This is a genomic window from Marinobacter pelagius (genome assembly GCF_003315345.1).
GTDB lineage: Bacteria > Pseudomonadota > Gammaproteobacteria > Pseudomonadales > Oleiphilaceae > Marinobacter > Marinobacter pelagius_A.
In genome coordinates this window covers 28,121-48,459 of the sequence record NZ_QNRO01000027.1, presented here as the reverse complement: position 1 = coordinate 48,459, position 20,339 = coordinate 28,121, and the positions used below count along the sequence as shown (strand labels likewise).

The window sequence follows — 20,339 nt, the reverse complement described above, 5'->3', positions numbered from 1 at the left end:
GGAACTCAACTACGGAGTCGATCTATCAACCATCTGAGGGTGGTATCAGATTGATGGGGTGAAGGTGCCCCATCAACCATTAAATCCGTATACCCGTCATTCTTCAGATGACCGGTAATGAATCGCACTGACTGAGCGTGGTCCCGGTGTGTCAGCGGGATGCCGGCGTAGGCCGCACAGCCGGAGGCGGCAGTGATACCGGGAACGACCTGGAACCGGACTCCCGCTTCAGCCAGGGTTTCAATCTCCTCGCCGCCCCGACCGAAGATGAACGGGTCGCCGCCCTTAAGCCGTACCACCCTGAGGCCCTTTCGCGCCAGTTCCACCAGGCGCTGGTTGATCTGCTCCTGGGGCAAGGTGTGATTTGAGCGTTGTTTGCCGACGTGGATCTTTTCCGCGGCGTCCGGTATCAGCGACAGGATCTCCGGCGAAACAAGACGATCGTATAGCACCACCTCCGCCGAGCTGATCAGGCGCCAGGCTTTCAGCGTCAGCAACTCCGGATCGCCCGGACCGGCACCGACCAGAGCCACCTCACCCGCGGAATTGTTCGGGTTGTCAGTGACCGGATTGGCTTTGTACCGAATTGGTGCAGGCCGTGCGGTTATGCCATCCCCGGGTGCTGGTGCTGGTTGATCACTCATTGAATCTTTTCGATGCCTCCCATGTAAGGCCGAAGAACTTCCGGTACCACAATGCTGCCGTCCTCCTGCTGATAGTTCTCCATCACCGCAATCAGGGCGCGACCAACCGCAAGGCCCGAGCCGTTCAGGGTATGAACCGGCTCCGGCTTGCCGGTTTCCGGATTACGCCAGCGTGCATGCATGCGCCGTGCCTGGAAGTCCCGGGTATTGGAACAGGAGGAGATTTCCCGGTATTTGCTCTGGCCCGGAAGCCAGACTTCCAGATCGTAGGTCTTGGCGGCAGAGAAGCCCATGTCGCCTCCGCACAGGGTCACCACCCGGTATGGCAGTTCCAGCAGCTGCAGGACTTTCTCCGCGTGGCCGGTGAGCGCTTCCAGGGCTGCCTCGGAATCGGACGGGCGCACCACGTGTACCAGCTCCACCTTGTCGAACTGATGCTGGCGAATCATGCCACGGGTATCACGGCCGTAGGAGCCCGCCTCACTGCGGAAACACGGCGTATGGCAAACCAGTTGCAGCGGAAGCTCCTCTGCGTCCAGGATGGTGTCGGATACCAGGTTGGTGGCCGGCACCTCGGCGGTCGGAATCAGGTAAAGCGGATTCTCACCCTCTGTCTTGAACAGGTCTTCCTCAAATTTCGGAAGCTGCCCGGTTCCGTACAGGGTTTCCGCATTGACCAGGTACGGCACGTAGGCCTCGGTGTAGCCGTGCTCACCGGTGTGCAGGTCCAGCATGAACTGGGCCAGGGCACGGTGCAGGCGGGCAATCGGACCGCGCATCACGGCAAAACGGGAATGGGCCAGTCGCGAGGCGGTTTCAAAGTCCAGGCCCTTGAGGTTTTCACCGAGAGTGACGTGATCCTTAGGTTCAAAGTCGAAGCTCCTGGGCTCTCCCCAGGTGCGCGTCTCGACGTTGTCTTCCTCGGAAGCGCCGGCGGGCACATCTTCGTCCGGAAGGTTGGGAATTCCAGCCAGGAAGGCATTGAGCTCTTCCTGCAGACCCCGCAGCTCGTCCTCGGCCTCGGAACGCTGCTTCTTCAGGCTGTCCACTTCCTCCAGCAGCGGCTGGATATCCTCACCGGCCGCCTTGGCCTTGCCGATGGATTTGGACCGCTTGTTCTGCTCGCTCTGCAACGTTTCCGTACGCACCTGAAGGGCACGACGGCGCTCTTCCAGTTGCTCGAAGGTGGCAATATCGAATTCAAAATTCTTGATAGCCAGCCGGCGGGCGATCTCTTCTGTCTGGGTACGGACGCGTTTGGGATCGAGCATGGTAGTCCTGATTCTTCCGGTTTGCGTGATGAGTTGAATGACAGGCCATTATACCTGCACAGGCCGCGGTGACCACCGTGGGGCCTCAGGAATAGCGTTTGTTGGGACTCTCGGCGTTGCGGGCATCCAGGCGCTGGCGTTTTTCGGCCAGCTTGATCTCAAGCCCCCGGTTAACCGGCTCGTAGTACCGACGGGAATGAATGGCTTCCGGCAGGTAGGACTCTCCGGCGGCAAAGGCCTCCGGCTCATCATGGGCATAGCGGTAACTGTCGCCGTGGCCCATGGATTTGAGCAACTTGGTTGGCGCATTCCGAAGATGTGGGGGCACCTCGTAATCCGGGTCCTGCCGGATATCGGCCATGCACTGGTTAAACGCCTTGTAGACCGCGTTGCTCTTGGGCGAAAGGGCCAGGTAGGTGACCGCCTGAGCCAGAGCCAGTTGACCCTCCGGGGATCCCAGCCGCTCCTGGGCATCCCAGGCATCCATGCTCAGCTGAAGGGCTCTCGGGTCGGCGTTGCCGATGTCTTCGCTGGCAATGCGCACGAGCCGGCGAGCCACATATAACGGGTCACAGCCCCCGTCGAGCATCCGGCACAGCCAGTAGAGCGAGCCATCCGGATCCGAGCCCCTGACCGATTTGTGCAGTGCTGAAATCTGATCGTAGAAGACATCACCGCCCTTATCGAAGCGGCGCAGACTGGTCTGCATCACCTGTTCAAGCACCTCCTCGGTGATGGTGTCAGTGCCATCCTCGCCGGGTTCCGCCAGGTCGGCCGCCACTTCCAGGATGTTCAATGCCCGCCGGGCGTCGCCACCGGAGGCCGAGGCCATCAACTCCAGCACCCGGTCCGGAACCGCGAGCCGACCGGCAAAGCCCTGTTCGGAGCTCAGGGCCCGTTGCAGCAGGATCAGGATATCCGACTCTTCGAGATTCTTGAGCACATACACCCGGGTACGTGAGAGCAAGGCGCTGTTGAGCTCAAAGGAAGGGTTTTCCGTGGTGGCACCCACGAAGATGAAGGTGCCGTCTTCAATGTGCGGCAGGAAAGCATCCTGCTGGCTCTTGTTGAAACGGTGGACCTCGTCCACGAACAGCAAGGTATCACGCCCTTCGCTTTGCTTGCGGTTCCGGGCACGCTCGACAACAGCGCGTATCTCCTTCACGCCGCTCAGCACCGCCGAAATGGTTTCAAAGCTGAGGTTGCCCACGTTCGCCAGCAGCTGGGCAAAGGTTGTCTTGCCCACTCCGGGAGGGCCCCAGAGGATCATGGAGTGCAACTGGCCCTGCTCTACCGCCCGGCGAAGCGGTTTGCCGGGGCCTACCAGGTGGGCCTGGCCGACATACTCGTCCAGGTTCCTTGGCCGCATCCGCGCCGCCAGCGGCTGGAATCCCGCAGGCTCGTCGAAAAGGCTGTCCTGCATCAGGCTCCGTCCCGGATAATATCCACGCCGTCGGGATACTCCAGAGTAAAGGCACTGGCATCGACGGTTTCATTCAACCGGATATCGTCGAAACTCAGGATGCTGAGCTGGGACAGGGAATCTTTCATCCGCATTTCCTGCAGCTCCCCCTTGAAGAAGCTCAGTCGCAGGGAGGTAAACAGCGAATCCGGACTGCGTGGAATCAGGGTGAATTCCTGTGTGTTTTCGCCAATCCGGCGCTGGGACACCTTGTAGGTTTCGTTCAGATTGCCGACCTCGCCACTGAGTAACAGTGCTGGCGTGGTTTGGACCCGGTCATCCAGTTTATGGATGGTTACCTGTTCCAGGTCCGGATCGTAGACTTCCACGGTTTCCCCGTTGCTCACAATGAACTGCGGCAGGGGTGCGCTGGTTTCCCAGTAGAACAGCCCGGGCCGCTTGGCCTTGAGCTCACCCTGGGTTTCCTGCACTCGGCTACCGTTTTCATTCACCACAATCTGGATGAAGTTCGCCTGGTAGGATTCATAACTCTTGAGAATCGACGCGAGCTCCGACGCGGCCTCGCGACTCTGTTCGGCACTCTCCTCAGCCATTGCAGTGCCCAGACTGAGCATCAGCCCGATCACCAGGGCAAACGCGACTTTCAACTGGCTTACCATCATAGGGTTTACTCCTAGTCTCTGGGTGGCGGCGGGGCCAGCACCTCACGGGCACCGTTATGCCCTGCGGGGCTTACCACTCCCGACGCCTCCATGGCTTCCACCAGGTTCGCCGCCCGGTTATAGCCAATCTTGAATTTTCGCTGTACTGACGAAATCGATACCCGCCGGCCTTCGGTAACGAACGCTACCGCCTCGTCAAACAGGGAATCGCCTTCGCTGTCCCCGCCACCTTCGCTGAGGGTCGGGACGCCCGGCAGACTCTCGCCCTCCGCACCGTTGAGAACGTCATCCACGTACACAGGTTCGCCGCGGGCTTTCCAGGCACTGACCACCCGGTGGACTTCGTCGTCGTCGACGAAGGCGCCATGGACACGAACCGGCAGGCCGGAGCCCGGTGGCAGGTAAAGCATGTCGCCGTGACCGAGCAGCTGCTCCGCACCGCCCTGGTCCAGAACCGTGCGGGAATCGATCTTGGAGGATACCTGGAACGACATCCGGGTCGGGATATTGGCCTTGATCAGACCGGTAATCACATCCACCGACGGGCGCTGAGTGGCGAGGATCAGGTGGATACCGGCAGCCCGGGCCTTCTGGGCAATACGGGCGATGAGCTCCTCCACCTTCTTGCCGACGATCATCATCATATCGGCAAACTCGTCAATGACCACGACGATGAACGGCAGGGTTTCCAGCTCGGGACGATTCTCCTCGTCATTTTCGAGGTATTCGTCCGGCTTCCACAGCGGATCCAGGATCGGCTCTCCGGCGGCCTCGGCATCCTTGATCTTGCGGTTGTAACCGGCAATGTTCCGGACGCCCAGGTTGGCCATCAGCTTGTAACGTCGTTCCATCTCGGCCACACACCAGCGCAGGGCATTGGCCGCTTCCTTCATGTCGGTCACTACCGGAGCCAGCAAGTGGGGGATACCGTCATAGATGCTGAGTTCCAGCATCTTCGGATCCACCATAATGAACCGAACTTCCTCCGGGGTGGCCTTGAGCAGCATGCTCAGAAGCATGGCGTTGACCCCCACGGACTTACCGGAACCGGTGGTACCGGCCACCAGCAGGTGCGGCATCTTGGCGAGGTTGGCCACCACCGGATTGCCGCCAATATCGTTACCCAGGGCCAGGGTCAGTGGTGAGGAGCTTTCGGTGAATACCCGGGCGCCGAGTACCTCCGACAAGCGAACCATTTCCCGTTCCTCGTTCGGAATCTCGATGCCGACCACGGACTTGCCGGGAATGACTTCCACCACCCGTACGCTGAGTACTGCCAGAGACCGCGCAAGGTCCTTGGCCAGGTTGGAGATCTTGCTCACTTTCACGCCAGGGGCGGGCTTGATTTCGAACCGGGTGATCACCGGGCCCGGATTGACCTCGACCACCTCCACGGAGACACCGAAATCTGCCAGCTTCTCTTCAAGCAGACGGGACATATGCTCCAGGGATTCCTCGGAGTACCCTCTCTCCTTGTGCTCCTCGGGGGGATCCAGCAGGGTCAGCGGAGGAATCGGGCTTTCGATGTCCTCAAGCAGGGACCCCTGCCCCGGCTTCTTGCCTTTCTCCGCCTTCGACTGATCCTCTTTCTTGAACGGGGAGATCTTGAAGGATCGGGAGGCCGGTTGCGGCTGCGGCTGCGCTTCCGCTTTTGCCGGTTTCGTCAGGGTTTCGGGCTTGTCCCCGCTGTCCCGAGCACTGAAATTTTCCAGTCGCGCCGGCTCGGCCGGTTCGGAAGCACTCAGGCCGTCGAGCCCCGGTTCCCTGCGCTCGGACGGCGCCGCGGGTTTCTGCTTGCGGGGCCCCAGGCCAGGCAAGCGGTGCCACCAACGGCGCTTCTTGCCTCCGGTAGCCTCACTTTTGCTTTCGATCCGGTCATTCACGATGGGCGGTTCTTTCTTGGGAGCCTCCGGCGCTTTCGGCTCGGCCTTGGGTTTCGCCGGCTTGTCGCCGCTGGAGGTGAACAGCCCCTTGAGGAATTGTCCAAAACGCAGGGTCAGACTGCCCACCTGGTCCATGAGCCAGAACCAGGACAGACCCGTGGACACCGTGAGCGCGAACAGGAAGATGGCGATCAGCAGAAGTGTTGTAGCCGGCAGGTTGAAGAACCGAACCATCGCTTCGGACACCGCCGTGCCCAGCACACCGCCGGAAGACACGCCAAGCCCGAAAACCGAATACAGGGACAACAGGCTGGTCGAGGACAACAGGATCAGGAGGAAGCCGCCAAAACGCATCAGGAACAGCGGCCAGTGCAGGTCCAGGGATTCATTGCGTCGCCGGATCAGCATGATCGCGTAGCCGGCGATCATCACCGGGAACAGATAGGCCATGTGGCCAAAGAAATCCATGAACAGGCTCGCCAGCCAGGCACCTGTGCGGCCGGCGTAGTTACGGACCGAGGTGTCGTGCCCGATGCTCGCCCAGCCCGGATCGCTCGGAGTAAAGGTAACCAGGGCCATGGCGAGGTAGATCGCCAGGGCAATCAGCGCGATTACCGCGCCCTCACGCGCGCCCTGTGCGGCAAGACGGCGAAAACGCTGCTGCTTTTCCGTAAGTTCCGGGGATGCTTTCTTAGCTTTTGCGGTTTCGGCCATGAATGCTCTGACGTGTCCGTTACTTTAACTGCCCAGGGCGTCGAAGCCTCGCATCAGATCTGTTTTCAGATCCTCGACGTCCTCAATGCCGACCGACAACCGGATCAGGTTTTCGGTAATACCTGCGTGATCCTTGTCCTCGGGCGACAAGCGGCCATGAGTCGTGGTTGCCGGATGGGTAATGGTTGTCTTCACATCCCCAAGGTTGGCAGTAATCGAGATCATCCGCGTGGCATCGATGAAACGCCAGGCTTCTTCGCGACCACCTTTGACGCGGAACGACAGTACCCCGCCAAAGCCTTTTTGTTGCTTCTTTGCCAACTCGTGCTGGGGATGGCTCTGCAAGCCCGCGTAATACACGGATTCCACTGCATTTTGCTGCTCCAGCCACAATGCCAACTCTAACGCATTGTCGCAATGGGCGCGCATACGGATTGGTAACGTTTCCAGACCCTTATGGAAAACCCAGGCATTGAACGGGCTCATGGTCGGGCCTGCGGAACGCAGAAAGCCGTACACCTCTTCCATCAGTTTTTCAGAACCAACCACGACGCCGCCAACACAACGGCCCTGACCATCCAGGTACTTGGTGGCGGAATGAATGACGATGTCCGCACCATGCTCCAGCGGCCGTTGAAGAACCGGTGTGCAGAAGCAGTTATCCACCACCAGCAGCGCATCACTGGCCCGGGCAAGCCTGGACAACTCGCCGAGGTCCGCCACTTCACACAAGGGATTGGATGGGGTTTCCAGGAAGAGCATGCGGGTTTCCGGACGAATGGCCTGCTGCCATTCCCCGTAATTGGTCAGGCTGACGAAGCTGGTCTCCACCCCGAACCGGGCCAGGTACTTCTGGAACAGCACATTGGTGGTTCCGAACACTCCCCGGGAACAAATGACGTGGTCACCGCTCTTGAGCAGCGAAATACAGGTGCTGAGGATGGCCGCCATGCCGGACGCCGTGGCCACCGCACGCTCGCCCCCTTCCATGGCTGCGATGCGGCCCTCGAAGGCCTGCACGGTCGGGTTGGTAAACCGGGAGTAGATGTTACCCGGCTCGTCGCCACCAAACCGTGCCGCCGCCTGGGCGGCGCTGCCATAGACGAAGCTGGAAGTGGGAAAGATTGCGTCGCTGTGTTCCAACTGATCGGTGCGGATCTGACCTGCCCTCACGGCCAGGGTATCCACGGACATACCCTCGAGATCCGATTCCGGAATCTGGACGGTTTCTTCTCTGCGAAAGGTCATGGGCGTCTCCTGGCCAGGGTTTCCGGACAATCAGTCTTCATCGTTGTGAAGATCGATAATACCGTTGTCGGACGAGTCGCCGCCTGAGTTGCTGCGAGATTCATCCTTACGGAGGTCCTCAAGTTTGTCCAGGTAGGCCCGATCCACATCACCGGTGACGTAGTTGCCGGTAAAGACCGAGCACTCCCAGCCTTCAATCTGGTCGTTCACATCGCTGACACAGGTAATAAGATCCTCCAGATCCTGGTACAGCAACCAGTCGGCGCCGATCAACTCCCGGATCTCCTCGATGGTGCGATCGTGGGCAATCAGCTCACTCGCGGACGGCATGTCGATACCGTACACATTCGGATAACGCACGGGGGGCGCAGCTGAGGCGAAATAGACGTTCCTGGCGCCAGCATCCCGGGCCATTTGCACGATTTCCTTACAGGTGGTGCCGCGGACGATGGAATCATCCACCAGCATCACGTTCTTGCCCCGGAATTCCAGATCGATCGGGTTCAGCTTCTGGCGAACGGATTTCTTCCGCATCTTCTGGCCCGGCATGATGAAGGTCCGGCCGATATAGCGGTTCTTGATGAACCCTTCACGGAACTTGACTCCCAGGCGGTGGGCCATCTGCATGGCCGAGGTCCGGCTGGTGTCCGGGATCGGGATGACCACGTCAATGTCGTGATCCGGGCGCTCGCGCATAACCTTTTCAGCCAGAGTTTCGCCCATGCGCAACCGCGCCTTGTAGACAGAGACCTTGTCGATGATCGAGTCCGGACGGGCAAAATAGACGTGTTCGAAAATACAGGGGTAAAGGTGCGCTTCATCGGCGCACTGCTGGGTGTACAGGGTGCCATCGGTCTCGATATACACTGCCTCGCCCGGCGCAATGTCCCGAACCAGCTTGAAGCCGGCGGCGCTCAGCGCCACGCTCTCAGAGGCAATCATGTACTCCTTGCCGCCATCTTCGGTCTCACGCACCCCGTAACAGGCCGGGCGGATCCCGTTCGGGTCACGGAAACCGATAATCCCGTAACCGGTAATCATGGCAATTACCGCGTAGGCGCCCCGGCAACGCTTGTGTACAGCCTTCACCGCGTAGAAGATTTCGTCTTTCGTCGGCGTCAGCTTGCCTAGCTTCTGCAGCTCGTGGGCGAACACGTTGAGCAGTACTTCCGAATCGGAATTGGTGTTGATGTGGCGAAGATCGGTGCGGAAAAGATCCCGCGCCAGCTCATCGGCGTTGGTCAGGTTGCCGTTGTGCGCAAGGGTGATGCCGTAAGGGCTGTTGACGTAGAACGGCTGGGCCTCGGCAGAACTGGAGGTACCGGCAGTGGGATAACGCACGTGACCAATCCCGACATTGCCTACGAGGCGACGCATGTGACGGGTATGGAAGACATCCCGCACCAGACCGTTGTCCTTGCGCAGGTAAAACCGTTCGTCCTGAAAGGTAACAATGCCCGCCGCGTCCTGGCCCCGGTGCTGAAGTACAGTCAGCGCGTCATAGAGCGACTGATTGACGTTGGAAGTACTGACGATGCCGACAATGCCACACATGGATAGGATCTTCTCCGAGTGTTAATACTGAATGTTAACGGGACGCGGACCTGGGTTCCACGTCTTCTTTTCCCTGACTTGCCTCCGGAGCTTCCGGTCGGGCTTCGCCCTCCCCTGCCGGCTCCAGAAAACGGGCGAATTCATCGCCGAAGGTGCGCCGTGACCAGTCCTCCACCACGGCGAGCCTGTTGATCATCACGGACTCCCGCCACCAGGTGTCCTGGGCCAGCGGGGTGTAACGGGTAAAGGCAATCGCGACGATCACCACGACCACGCCCCTGAGCAGACCGAAACCCATGCCGAGCACACGGTCCGTTGCCGACAGCCCGGTGACACGAACCAGATGGCCGATCATGTTATTGATGATGGCTCCGACAATCAGGGTACCAAAGAACAGGATGGCAAACGCCGCAATCAGACGCACGAGGGGCGTCTCGACGGTGCTCTCCAAAAGGGTTTGCATCTGCGGGTGGAACGTCCTGGCCAGGATGAAAGCGGCAACCCAGGTGACCAGTGACAGAGCTTCCTTGACGAATCCACGCTTGAGACTGATCAGCGTGGAAACCGCAATGAGGACAATAATGACCCAGTCAATCCAGATCAGCGATTCCATGAAAAACCCGGCAGAGAAAAGAAAGCGCGAATTCTATCAGGAATCGCAGCGCCACCAAACTGCAGGACGCTCATAATCAGGGATCAACGCACTATTTATCGCCCTCGGTGACCAGGCTGTTCAGGTTGAACGCGTTATCGAGCTCCCGCTTGGCGGCTTCGGCTTCCGTCTTGTTTACAAAGGGACCACTGAACACCCGCGTCAGAACCGTGTCGCCTCGGGTCACCTCCTGAAGATGGGAGTCATAGCCCTTCTCCCGGACCTGGTCCCTGAGCCTGCGCGCATTATCGGGGTTACCGAAACTGCCGAGCTGGACCACCCAGGCACCTTCAAGGGACCGGGTATATTCGGCGTTTTCCGGTTCGCCGGACGCGGCGGGCTGAGCATCAGCGGTACTTTCGGGCTGCTGATCAGCTGCGGCGTTCTCGGTAGAACTGTCATCCGTTGCCGGTTGTGACTCCGAAACAGCTTGCTCATCCTCGATCACCCGGTAACCGGCTGACTGTTCGGTCTCTGCAGCAACCGCTGGTGCGGACTGCTCAACCTGCGAGGTTGCGTCAGCTGGTGCTGACTCCTCGATTTCATAAACGGGCGCCTCAGGAATCTCCTCCGACGGAGCGTTCACTTCCGGGAATGGCGGCTCTTCCGGAATCTGTATGGGCGTGGAGGTGCGCTCGGAATGAGGCTCATCGAAAATCATTGGCACAAAGATAACCGCCAGAGACACGAGAACCAGTGCCCCGATGATCCTTTGTTTCAGTCCGTCCACGCTGCCACTCCCGTTAACCGTTCCTGTACAGTTTACTGCTATCGCCGATACTAAACGGCTGTTTCCGATAACTCAAAGCCGGAACACCTGCCATGGACAAAGTTTAAGATCTGTCGCCCTGAAGGACATCCCGCGCTTCGGCAACGGTGAAGAATGATCCGAATATGATGACCAGCCCATCCCGGCCGGCAGATTCCCTGGCTTCAGCAATGGCCATGGCCACCGATTCGCACTGCTTCAGTCCGGTAACGCCAGCGCCCCGGACACGCTCAGTCAGGGTCTCGACATCGAGCCCCCTGGGAACCTCCAGGGGCGCCAGGAACCATTCATTCACAACTGGTGCCATGGCCGCTGCCACACCCTCTACATCCTTGTCGGCGAGCGCCCCATAAACCGCAACCACCCGCTGGTCGGCGTGGCGCATGGACGCCAACCGGTCGGCAAGCCAGGTTGCCGCGTGGGGATTGTGACCGACATCCACCAGTGTCACCGGATGATCGAAGAGTTGCTCGAACCGACCGGGAACCGACAGCCCCATGAGAGTCGATTCAATCTCCGTAATACCCAACTCCGGCACCAGGTTCCGGACGGCCACCACAGCCGCCGCCACGCTCTTGACCGGCAGAGGACCGGCGGGAAAACGAATCGTCTCGCCCCGGTATTCCAGATGGACCTTGGCGGCATCACCTGTGGCACCGTCCTCAGGCAGTCTGAGCTGGTAGTCCCTACCGAAAAGATCGAGGGATACCTTTTGCGCGGAAACCTGCTGCAACACCGATCTGGGGGCATCCTCATCGGCATATACCGCTGGAATGCCCGGCCGCAGGATCCCGGCTTTCTCGAAGCCGATCACTTCACGATCATTTCCGAGGAAGGCTACATGATCTATATCCACCGAGGTGATGATGGCAAAGTCCGCATCGAGCACGTTGACCGCGTCCAGACGGCCACCAAGGCCGACCTCAAGCACCCAATCCTCGACACCTGCCTCGGCAAAAGCCACAAACGCTGCCAGGGTGCCGAATTCGAAATAGGTCAGCGTGATATTGCGCCGCGCCTGCTCCACCGCCTCGAAGGCGCGCACCAGTGCCTCGTCGCCAATCTCGGAGCCATCGATGCTGACGCGCTCGTTGTAGCGATGCAGGTGTGGCGAGGTATAAGCCCCCGTTGTACGGCCGGCAGAACGCAACAGGGCCTCGATGGCAGCCACAGCACTGCCCTTACCATTGGTTCCGGCGACGGTGATGATCCGGCCCCGGGGTTTGCGGGGAAACAGCCGGCGCAGGACCAGCAGTACCCGGTCGAGACCCAGATCTATTTCGGAGGGATGGATGGATTCCAGGTAGGAAAGCCACTGATCGGGCGTGGCGTTCGCCCCCGGCGCAGCCGGGGGCTTATCGTAGTTGTTACTGCTCGGCGGCATCGCTTTCGGGCTTTTCTGTCACTTCGAACTCGATGGGTTCTTCGGTACCGGGTTTCTCGTCCGCAGTGAACTTGGCGAGCAGATGGGCACAACGCTCCCGCAGCTGGTGGCGATGAAGAATCATGTCGATGGCACCGTGCTCCAACAGGAATTCACTGCGCTGGAAGCCTTCCGGCAGCTTTTCACGGACCGTCTGCTCGATCACTCGCGGCCCGGCGAAACCGATCAGCGCATTGGGCTCGGCAATGTTGAGATCACCCAACATGGCCAGACTCGCAGATACCCCACCGAACACCGGATCGGTCATCACGGAAATGTAAGGAATGCCTTCCTGCTTCATCCGCTCAAGTACAGCCGCCGTCTTGGACATCTGCATCAGCGACAGAATCGCTTCCTGCATCCGGGCACCACCACTGGCGGAGAAACACACCAGCGGAATACGGTCACGCAGGGCAACGTTGGCCGCCTGCACGAACTTCTCACCCACAACCTGGCCCATGGAGCCACCCAGGAAGTTGAACTCGAAGGAACAGGCCACCAGGGGAACCCCCAGGGTCGTGCCCTTCATGGCGATGAGCGCGTCTTTCTCACCGGTGCCCTTCTGGGCCTGGGAGAGGCGATCCTTGTAACGCTTGCTGTCCTTGAACTTGAGGCGATCCCAGGGCTCCAGATCCGCTGCGATTTCCTCACGGCCGTCTTCGTCGAGGAAGATGTCCAGTCGACGACGGGCGTTTACCCGCAAGTGATGGTTACATTTGGGGCAAACATCCAGATTCTTCTCAAGTTCCGGCTTGTAGAGAAAGGCTCCGCACTTGGGGCACTTCTTCCAGAGTCCCTCGGGGACCCCTGTTCTCTGCTTGGATTCCGAGCGGATCTTGCTCGGCATGATTTTGTCCAGCCAGTTACTCATGATTCAATCCTGTCCTGTGAGGCCTGCCTGCCCTCGGCCTCCGGTCAGGAGGCCAGGCTGTCCAGTGCTTCGCGCATCGGGTGGAGCAGATCCGTCAGGGCCCGCTTGAGCTCTTCCGTATCTGCCTGATTTCTGGCTATTGTATCGACCAGCACACTGCCAACAATTACACCATCGGATACCCGACCAACGGCAGCCGCTGTTTCCGCGTCACGAATTCCAAACCCGACTCCGACCGGCAAGGCCGTCATCTCGTGAATATGGGCGACCTTGGCGGCCACTTCGTCGACATTGATTTTAGCCGCACCGGTCACACCCTTGAATGAAACATAGTACACATAGCCGGAAGAATGCTCGGCAATAGCCCGGATCCGTTCATCAATCGTGGTCGGTGCCAGCAGGAAAATCGCGTCCAGGTTGCGGCTGGTGAACAGCGGCGCCACGTCATCCGCCTCTTCCGGCGGCAGATCAACGGTGAGAATGCCGTCGACGCCGCTATCGGCTGCCGCCTCGGCGAAGGTTTCGTAACCCATGGCTTCCATGGGGTTGAGATACCCCATGAGAACCACCGGGGTCTTGTCATCCTGCTTGCGGAACTCCTTGACCATGCCGATGACCTGGCGCAGCGACGTTCCATGCTTGAGGGACCGCTCGCAGGCCAGCTGGATAACGGGTCCATCCGCCATCGGGTCGGAGAATGGCACACCAAGCTCGATAATATCCGCGCCGGCACTGACCAACGTGTGCATCAGATCGACCGTCACATCCGGGTGGGGATCACCGGCTGTGATATAGGGAATCAGCGCCTTGCGATTCTGTTCCTTCAGGGCCTTCATTACCCCTTCAATTCGGCTCATGCCAGTTTCCGTCCTTTCATCAGATCTCGATACCATCAAGCTGGGCGATGGTGTGAATGTCTTTGTCACCCCGGCCGGAAATGTTGATGACCAGCATCTGGTCCTTGTCCATTTCCGCGGCTTTCTTCACGCCGTAGGCCACCGCGTGGGCGGTTTCCAGTGCCGGCATGATGCCCTCTACCCGGGTCAGCATACGGAAGCCGTCCAGCGCCTCGTTGTCGGTCACCGACACGTAGTTGGCGCGGCCGATATCCTTGAGCCATGCATGCTCAGGCCCGACTCCGGGATAGTCCAGGCCCGCGCTGACGGAATGGGTGCCGGCAATCTGGCCGTTCTCGTCTTCCATCAGGTAGGTGCGATTGCCATGCAATACACCCGGGCGTCCGGCACAGAGGGGTGCGGCGTGCTGGCCGGTCTCGATACCCAGCCCACCGGCCTCAACGCCATACATCTCCACATTCTCATCCCCGAGGAACGGATAGAACATGCCGATGGCATTTGATCCACCACCCACACAGGCAACAAGCGCATCCGGCAACTTACCGGTTTTCTCCAGTGCCTGCCGGCGGGTTTCACGACCGATCACCGACTGGAAATCACGTACCAGTAGCGGATAAGGATGGGGGCCAGCCACGGTGCCAATGATGTAGAAGGTGTCGTCCACATGGGAAACCCAGTCACGCATGGCGTCGTTCATGGCGTCTTTCAGGGTCCGGGTGCCACTTTGAACGGCATGAACCTGGGCGCCCAGGAGCTTCATGCGATACACATTCAGGGATTGGCGCTGGACATCTTCCGCGCCCATGAACACGTGGCATTCCAGCCCCAGCCGTGCACATACCGTGGCAGTGGCGACACCATGCTGGCCTGCACCGGTTTCGGCAATGATCCGCTTCTTGCCGAGGAAACTGGCCAGAAGTGCCTGCCCGATGGTGTTATTCACCTTGTGAGCGCCGGTATGGTTCAGGTCTTCCCGCTTGAGCCAGATCTGCGCACCCCCGGTCTCCCGTGTCAGACGCTCCGCAAAGTAAAGCGGGCTCGGGCGACCAACGTAGTCCGCCAGGTCCTTGTCGAACTTGGCCTGGAACTCCGGATCGTTCTTCATCTGGAGATATTCCTTCTCCAGGATCATCAGCGAATCCATCAGGGTTTCAGAAACAAACCGTCCGCCGTAGGCACCGAAGTGACCCCGTGCATCGGGAAGCGCGCTCAGCATTTCTTCAGTCAGTTTTACAGACACGGTGAACCTCTTTAATGAAGTCGGAAATTTTCTGGATGTCCTTGATGCCTTTGCTGCGTTCGACGCCGCCACTGACATCCACGGCCCAGGGTTTCACCTGTGTTACGGCGCGGGATACGTTATCAGATGATAACCCACCGGCCAATACAAGTGGCATGGGGCGGCTTTCAGGGATCAGCTGCCAGTTGAAGGACTGCCCTGTGCCCCCGTATTTATCCGGATCCCAGGCATCTACCAGCAAGCCGGCGGCGTCCCGGAAATCCTGAAAAGCGGTCTCGATCTGCCCTTCCTCGCGGACCCGGATGGCCTTGATCCAGCGCCTGCCGAAACTGCGACAGAACTCGGGCGTTTCATCACCATGAAACTGGAGCAGATCCAGCGGCACCGCAGACAAGACCTGCTCGACAAATTCGGGCTCCGGATTCACAAACAATCCGACCGCTTGCACAAAGGGCGGGATGTCCCGGATCAGGGCGGCCGCGTGCCCGGGAGAGACCGAGCGCGGACTGGGTTCATAGAACACGAACCCGAGGGCATCCGCGCCACAACTGATAGCTGCCGACACATCCTCGGGGCGGGTCAGCCCACAAATCTTGACTCTTGTGCTCATAGCTTCGGCATCGGCTTTTTGGGATGAATATGTGTCGGCTCAATCGGGAGATTGTCGTTCCGCTGGAACCAGGGCCGGACAAAACCCGGGCCACATTCGGCTTTCGGGATTCCGTACCCTTCAGGATACCCCACATCCACCAGGTAAAGCCCGTCCGGCGGAGCCGTCACACCGGCCACGGTCCGGTCCCGCTTATTCAGGATCGCCCCAATCCAGCCCACGGATTCCTTGCCATTGCCGACCGCCATCAGGGCTCCGGCAATGTTCCGCACCATGTGGTGCAGGAAAGCGTTGGCCTGAATATCTATTACGACAAAATCCCCCCTGCGGGTTACCGAAATCCTCTCAAGAAAGCGAATGGGCGTGCGGGACTGGCAACCGGCGGCCCGGAAAGATGAAAAATCATGCTCGCCAACCAGCGCCTGGGCAGCCTCGTGCATCCGGCCCGCATCCAGGGGACGGAAGGTCCAGCTGACCTGGCCCCGCTGGATTCCCGGGCGAACCGCGTGGTTGTAGATCACATAGCGGTAACGGCGATAGACCGCGGAGAACCGTGCGTGGAAATCTCCCGCGCCCTGACCAGCCCAATGGACGGAGATATCCTCCGGAAGAGCAGTGTTAATGCCCATCACCCACGAGCGCAAATTCCGGATTGACGGCGTCTCGAAGTGGGCGATCTGGTAACTGGCATGAACACCTGCATCGGTACGACCGGCACAAACCAGGTCTACCGGGTGGTCCGCCACCTTGGCGACCGCTCTGGAGAGCTCCCCTTCAACCGACCGCACTCCGGATTTCTGCATCTGCCAGCCATGAAAACTCCGGCCATCATATTCAAAGGCCAGGACCACCCGGCCGTTACCAATTGCGTTGTCTGTGGTCAGTTGCTGTGCTTCGAGGAACAAGGGGAAATCCGAAAAGGTCCTGCTGTAAAAACAAAGCGCCGGCTTCATCCCGTGAACCGGGGCCGGCGCTCGTCACCTGAAGGCTTGATTATAACGGATCAGGACAGATTTTTAAGGAGATCCTGTGCTTCTGCCTTCTGGGCATCATCACCTTCCAGTGCGACTTCCTCCAGGATGTCCCGGGCACCGTCACTGTCACCCATCTCGATGTAGGCGCGAGCCAGGTCCAGCTTGGTCGCAGCCTCATCGGTGCCGGCGAGGAAATCGAAGTCGTCGTCTTCGCCGAGCTCGGACTCATCGATATCGACAGGAGCAGGTCGGGGTGCCTCATCGCTTGCCACAGGGATCTCCTCTTCGGCAGCTTCGTCGGCGGCAGGCGCTTCCTGTTCCGCCAGGTTCTCCAGTGTACCCAGATCCTCCAACTCCTCGGTCTCGGCAACTTCCTGTTCCGGGCTGGGCTCCTCGCCCTCACCCATCACGTCGCCTTCGCCGAGGGTATCTTCCAGCCCCAGCTCCTCGTCGAGGGACGCCGGTTCATCCTCGCCGTGGTTGGTAGTATCGGCGGAATCGGAGAACTCCTCCATCAGGGCGAGGTCCTCGTCAGAGACATCCAGCTCCAGATCATCCAGTGAGGACTCTTCCATCTCATCACCGCCAAGCTCGTCCTCATCGGCGACCTTGTCGAGTTCGGCATCCAGCTCATCCAGGAAGGACTCGTCCAGGCCACTGAGCTCGGATTCCACTTCTTCGTTTTCTCCCTCTGCCGGCTTTCCGGACTCGTCCTCCAGCTCCAGGGAGAACTCATCGCTCTGGTCTTCCCTGGACTCTTCGGCAGGCTCCTCCAGATCCATTTCAAGGGAGGAAAAATCGGTCTCTTCGCCCTGCGCTTCCGTCTCGGCTTGTTCTTCCGTCTCGAGAGCGGACAAATCGAACTCGATCATGTCATCACGGGTATCGGCAGTCTCGCCCTCGGCCTCGACCTCAGGCTCATCCTCGTCCGCTGCAGCATCGGACTTTTTCTCGGCCTGCTCGACATCACTCAGGTCAAACTCGGCGAATTCAGTGTCAAAATCGCCGAACTCGTTTTCAACCTGCTCTTCCTTTGACGCATCGTACTGGTCCGCCAAAAGCTCGTCGGAGACTTCGACGTCCGTGGACACTTCTTCCTGATCGGTGCTAAAGGAATCGGACCGAAGCTGCGATTCGAGGTCATCAATGCTCGGGACCGACTCCGCCTCCTCGAGACGACTGCGCAGTGCGTTGGCCTCGGCCAGCGCATCCTCGTCCTCGAAGGCTTCGATTTCACCGAACTGCTTCTCGAAGCCTTGGCGATCCTGATTGTCGGCGTACAGTGCCAGCAGTTTCAGGCGCAGGTCGGTACGGCTCGGCTCCCGCGAAATCGCATTTTCCAGGCTCTGTACCGCCTGATCGGTCTGACCATAGGCAACATAACGATCCGCCTCTGCCAGAGCGTCACCAGCTTCCGGTGCTTTGGTTTCTTCTTCCCCAAGGTCCACTTCGAAGGAATCGGATTCGCCCTCGGAATCTGCGTTGAGCTCATCGTAGAATTCCTTCTCCCGGTTGGCATTCCGGCGTGCCACCAGAAGCAGGAGCAGCAGCAGGAGAATCAGTCCGCCACCCAGCGCGATCTGGTACATCGGGTTGTTGACGATCATGTCAATGATATTGCCGGGGAAGGCTTTCTGCGGAGCCACGGGCTGCTGGGCAGGCTGGGTCTGCTGCTGGGCAGGGGCAGGGGCAGCTGCAGCTGCGTCTTGCTCAGACTCCTGTCCGGCAGCGGCGGCGTCATCACCTGCGGCGGCCGCATCAGCTGGCTCTGCGCCGGTTCCCGCGATACCGCTTGCGGCTTCGCTCGATGTGGTTTCACCCGTTGCAGCAGTCTCGAATGCCTGGGCCGCATCACCGGAACCTTCTTCCGCGACAGTTTCCTCAGTTGCCACCTCGGTTTCGGTCGCGGCGCCGGCCTGTTCCGCTTCATCCCCGGCTGACTCGGACCCGGCTGCCGAAGCTACAGTTTCGGACATCTCGCCCGTGCCAGCTTCTTCGGATCCAGATTCGGCGCCATCCTCAGCGGATGCAGTTGCAGCCGTCTCACCTTCACCGGGCGCTCCGGTTTCGCCTGCTACCGCTTGCGCATCATCCTCTCCGGCCATCTGCTGCAAATCGGCAAGCTGGCTATTCTTGAGCTCAATCAAACGCTGCAGAGTCTCAACCTGATCCTGCAGGTCTTCAACGCGACTGTTCAGTTCTGCATTTTCACGGCGAGCACTCTCCAGCTCTTCCATGGCAATGGCTTCGCCGGCATCCACACCGCCAGGCAGATCACTGTCACCGCCGGCGGAACCACCCTCAGTGCTATCCCGGGAGTCGCTTTCCTCGGCCACCAGGAGCTTCAGTTCGGCGTCCCCGGCACCGGCTGCAGCCTGCTCGGTCGGCTGGGCCGGCTGGGGAGTCTGGGTGGCATCCACTGTGCGTTGGGGAGACTGGAATTCCTGATTCTGCTGGCTGACGATGCGGGTAGCTTCAGCCCGGGTACGGCTCTGGATCTGGTCCTTGGTGGGCACCCGCAACACTTCACCGCGCTTCAGACGGTTGATGTTGCCGCCGATGAAGGCATTCGGGTTCAGATCCTGGATCGCAAGCATCACCTGCTGCATGGACACGCTGTTATCCGGACGAACCCGTTGGGCGATTGTCCAGAGGGTATCGGAGGGACCGGTGGGGCCGAAGGTATCTGCTGAATAGCCCCGACCAAGTGAGCTTTCCGCCTCGGCCTGGCGCCGGATGGATTCGCTGCTACGGGTCGTTTGAGCGGCAGGCTCGAAGGTACGCGTAGTGGAGCTGGGGGCAGCTACCTGTTCACGGACGCCGGACTCTTCGGCATACACGGGCGGATCAACCAGCACGGCATACTCGCGCATCAGGCGGCCGTTCGGCCAGGTCAGCTCAAGCAGGAAGTTCAGGTACGGTTCGCGCAGGGGTTCCCGGGACGAGACATTGACCACCAGATTACCGTCAGTACCGGTCACAACCTCAAACCGGAGCTTACTGAGAAACTGGCCGCGATCCAGCCCCACACGCTCGTAGGCGGCATCCGAAGCAATATTGACCAGAACATCGCCGGGGCTCACTCCCCGGCTCTGGGGCAGAACAATCTCCGCATCCAGTGGCTCATTCAGATAGGACTGAAGTTCGATTTGTCCCAGCCCAAGGGCCTGTGCAACGCCGGAACCGAGCCCTCCTGCCAGAGCCAGGGCAACCGCAAGCTTGCGTACCTTCATGCTTTTTCCTTTCCAGTCTCCGTTATTCGTTACTGCTTTTTTTTCAAAACAGAATCGGATGAGGTTGGATGACTTCCGTCTGGATAATTTTCGTTATTATGTCGCGATTTTAATATTCAATTTCGCAAGTATTGTTGATAAAGCCTCGTTTATCAATCAATCAGCTGCAATCCTTGCAGCACTTTTTTATCTTCAAGCCGGAACCCCCTAGGTTCCCTGAAAATAACAGGGGCGGAGGCCGAAATCAGCCTCCGCCCCCAACCGGTTTTCTGAAACCGGACACAGTTGGCATTAATTACCCCTGTGTAACA

The 20,339-nt window shown here is 59.5% G+C and carries 14 protein-coding genes and 3 pseudogenes; all 17 read right to left on the bottom strand.

The features are described from left to right. Positions 1 to 47: 47 nt before the first annotated feature. Positions 48 to 566: pseudogene (gene cobA, locus DET50_RS17490) on the bottom strand (uroporphyrinogen-III C-methyltransferase); the annotation flags it as partial. A 74-nt stretch (positions 567 to 640) separates the two neighbouring features. Then, the gene (gene serS / locus DET50_RS17485; protein ID WP_113864031.1) at positions 641 to 1,915 is read right to left on the bottom strand and encodes a serine--tRNA ligase; all 1,275 of its coding nucleotides are present in this window, start codon (positions 1,913 to 1,915) and stop codon (positions 641 to 643) included. An 85-nt stretch (positions 1,916 to 2,000) separates the two neighbouring features. Continuing rightward, positions 2,001 to 3,338, bottom strand: a complete 1,338-nt coding sequence (locus DET50_RS17480; RefSeq protein WP_113864030.1) for a replication-associated recombination protein A — start codon at positions 3,336 to 3,338, stop codon at positions 2,001 to 2,003. Beyond that, the gene (gene lolA / locus DET50_RS17475) at positions 3,338 to 3,952 is read right to left on the bottom strand and encodes an outer membrane lipoprotein periplasmic chaperone LolA (protein ID WP_181800012.1); all 615 of its coding nucleotides are present in this window, start codon (positions 3,950 to 3,952) and stop codon (positions 3,338 to 3,340) included. The genes DET50_RS17480 and lolA overlap by 1 nt, the downstream gene beginning before the upstream one ends. Positions 3,953 to 4,011: 59 nt before the next feature. Continuing rightward, positions 4,012 to 5,517: pseudogene (locus DET50_RS19810) on the bottom strand (DNA translocase FtsK); the annotation flags it as partial. Between the two features lie 546 nt (positions 5,518 to 6,063). After that, a pseudogene (locus DET50_RS19805) lies at positions 6,064 to 6,462 on the bottom strand (DNA translocase FtsK 4TM domain-containing protein); the annotation flags it as partial. 159 nt (positions 6,463 to 6,621) lie between these two features. Beyond that, complete coding sequence (locus DET50_RS17465; RefSeq protein WP_113864027.1) at positions 6,622 to 7,845, bottom strand: O-succinylhomoserine sulfhydrylase; 1,224 nt, start codon at positions 7,843 to 7,845, stop codon at positions 6,622 to 6,624. A 30-nt stretch (positions 7,846 to 7,875) separates the two neighbouring features. Further along, positions 7,876 to 9,399 carry an amidophosphoribosyltransferase gene (gene purF, locus DET50_RS17460; RefSeq protein WP_113864026.1) on the bottom strand — a complete coding sequence of 508 codons (1,524 nt, stop codon included), beginning with the start codon at positions 9,397 to 9,399 and terminating at the stop codon, positions 7,876 to 7,878. A 34-nt stretch (positions 9,400 to 9,433) separates the two neighbouring features. Then, positions 9,434 to 10,012: a CvpA family protein gene (locus DET50_RS17455; RefSeq protein ID WP_113864025.1), complete on the bottom strand. Its 579-nt coding sequence runs from the start codon at positions 10,010 to 10,012 to the stop codon at positions 9,434 to 9,436. 91 nt (positions 10,013 to 10,103) lie between these two features. Next, on the bottom strand, positions 10,104 to 10,781 hold the full coding sequence (locus tag DET50_RS17450) for an SPOR domain-containing protein (protein ID WP_113864024.1): 678 nt from the start codon (positions 10,779 to 10,781) through the stop codon (positions 10,104 to 10,106). A 103-nt stretch (positions 10,782 to 10,884) separates the two neighbouring features. Next, positions 10,885 to 12,204: a bifunctional tetrahydrofolate synthase/dihydrofolate synthase gene (gene folC / locus DET50_RS17445; RefSeq protein WP_113864023.1), complete on the bottom strand. Its 1,320-nt coding sequence runs from the start codon at positions 12,202 to 12,204 to the stop codon at positions 10,885 to 10,887. Further along, complete coding sequence (gene accD, locus DET50_RS17440) at positions 12,188 to 13,114, bottom strand: acetyl-CoA carboxylase, carboxyltransferase subunit beta (RefSeq protein ID WP_113864022.1); 927 nt, start codon at positions 13,112 to 13,114, stop codon at positions 12,188 to 12,190. Before accD ends, folC begins: the two co-directional genes overlap by 17 nt. A gap of 44 nt (positions 13,115 to 13,158) precedes the next feature. Next, positions 13,159 to 13,971, bottom strand: a complete 813-nt coding sequence (gene trpA / locus DET50_RS17435) for a tryptophan synthase subunit alpha (RefSeq protein ID WP_113864021.1) — start codon at positions 13,969 to 13,971, stop codon at positions 13,159 to 13,161. A gap of 19 nt (positions 13,972 to 13,990) precedes the next feature. Continuing rightward, positions 13,991 to 15,187, bottom strand: coding sequence for a tryptophan synthase subunit beta (gene trpB / locus DET50_RS17430; RefSeq protein ID WP_258546165.1), 1,197 nt, complete (start codon positions 15,185 to 15,187; stop codon positions 13,991 to 13,993). A 4-nt stretch (positions 15,188 to 15,191) separates the two neighbouring features. Further along, complete coding sequence (locus tag DET50_RS17425) at positions 15,192 to 15,821, bottom strand: phosphoribosylanthranilate isomerase (protein WP_113864019.1); 630 nt, start codon at positions 15,819 to 15,821, stop codon at positions 15,192 to 15,194. Beyond that, the gene (gene truA / locus DET50_RS17420) at positions 15,818 to 16,726 is read right to left on the bottom strand and encodes a tRNA pseudouridine(38-40) synthase TruA (protein WP_113864033.1); all 909 of its coding nucleotides are present in this window, start codon (positions 16,724 to 16,726) and stop codon (positions 15,818 to 15,820) included. Before truA ends, DET50_RS17425 begins: the two co-directional genes overlap by 4 nt. A 98-nt stretch (positions 16,727 to 16,824) precedes the next feature. Beyond that, a complete protein-coding gene (locus tag DET50_RS17415) occupies positions 16,825 to 20,028 on the bottom strand; it encodes a FimV/HubP family polar landmark protein (RefSeq protein WP_113864018.1) in 3,204 nt (1,067 codons plus the stop codon). Positions 20,029 to 20,339: the final 311 nt, after the last annotated feature.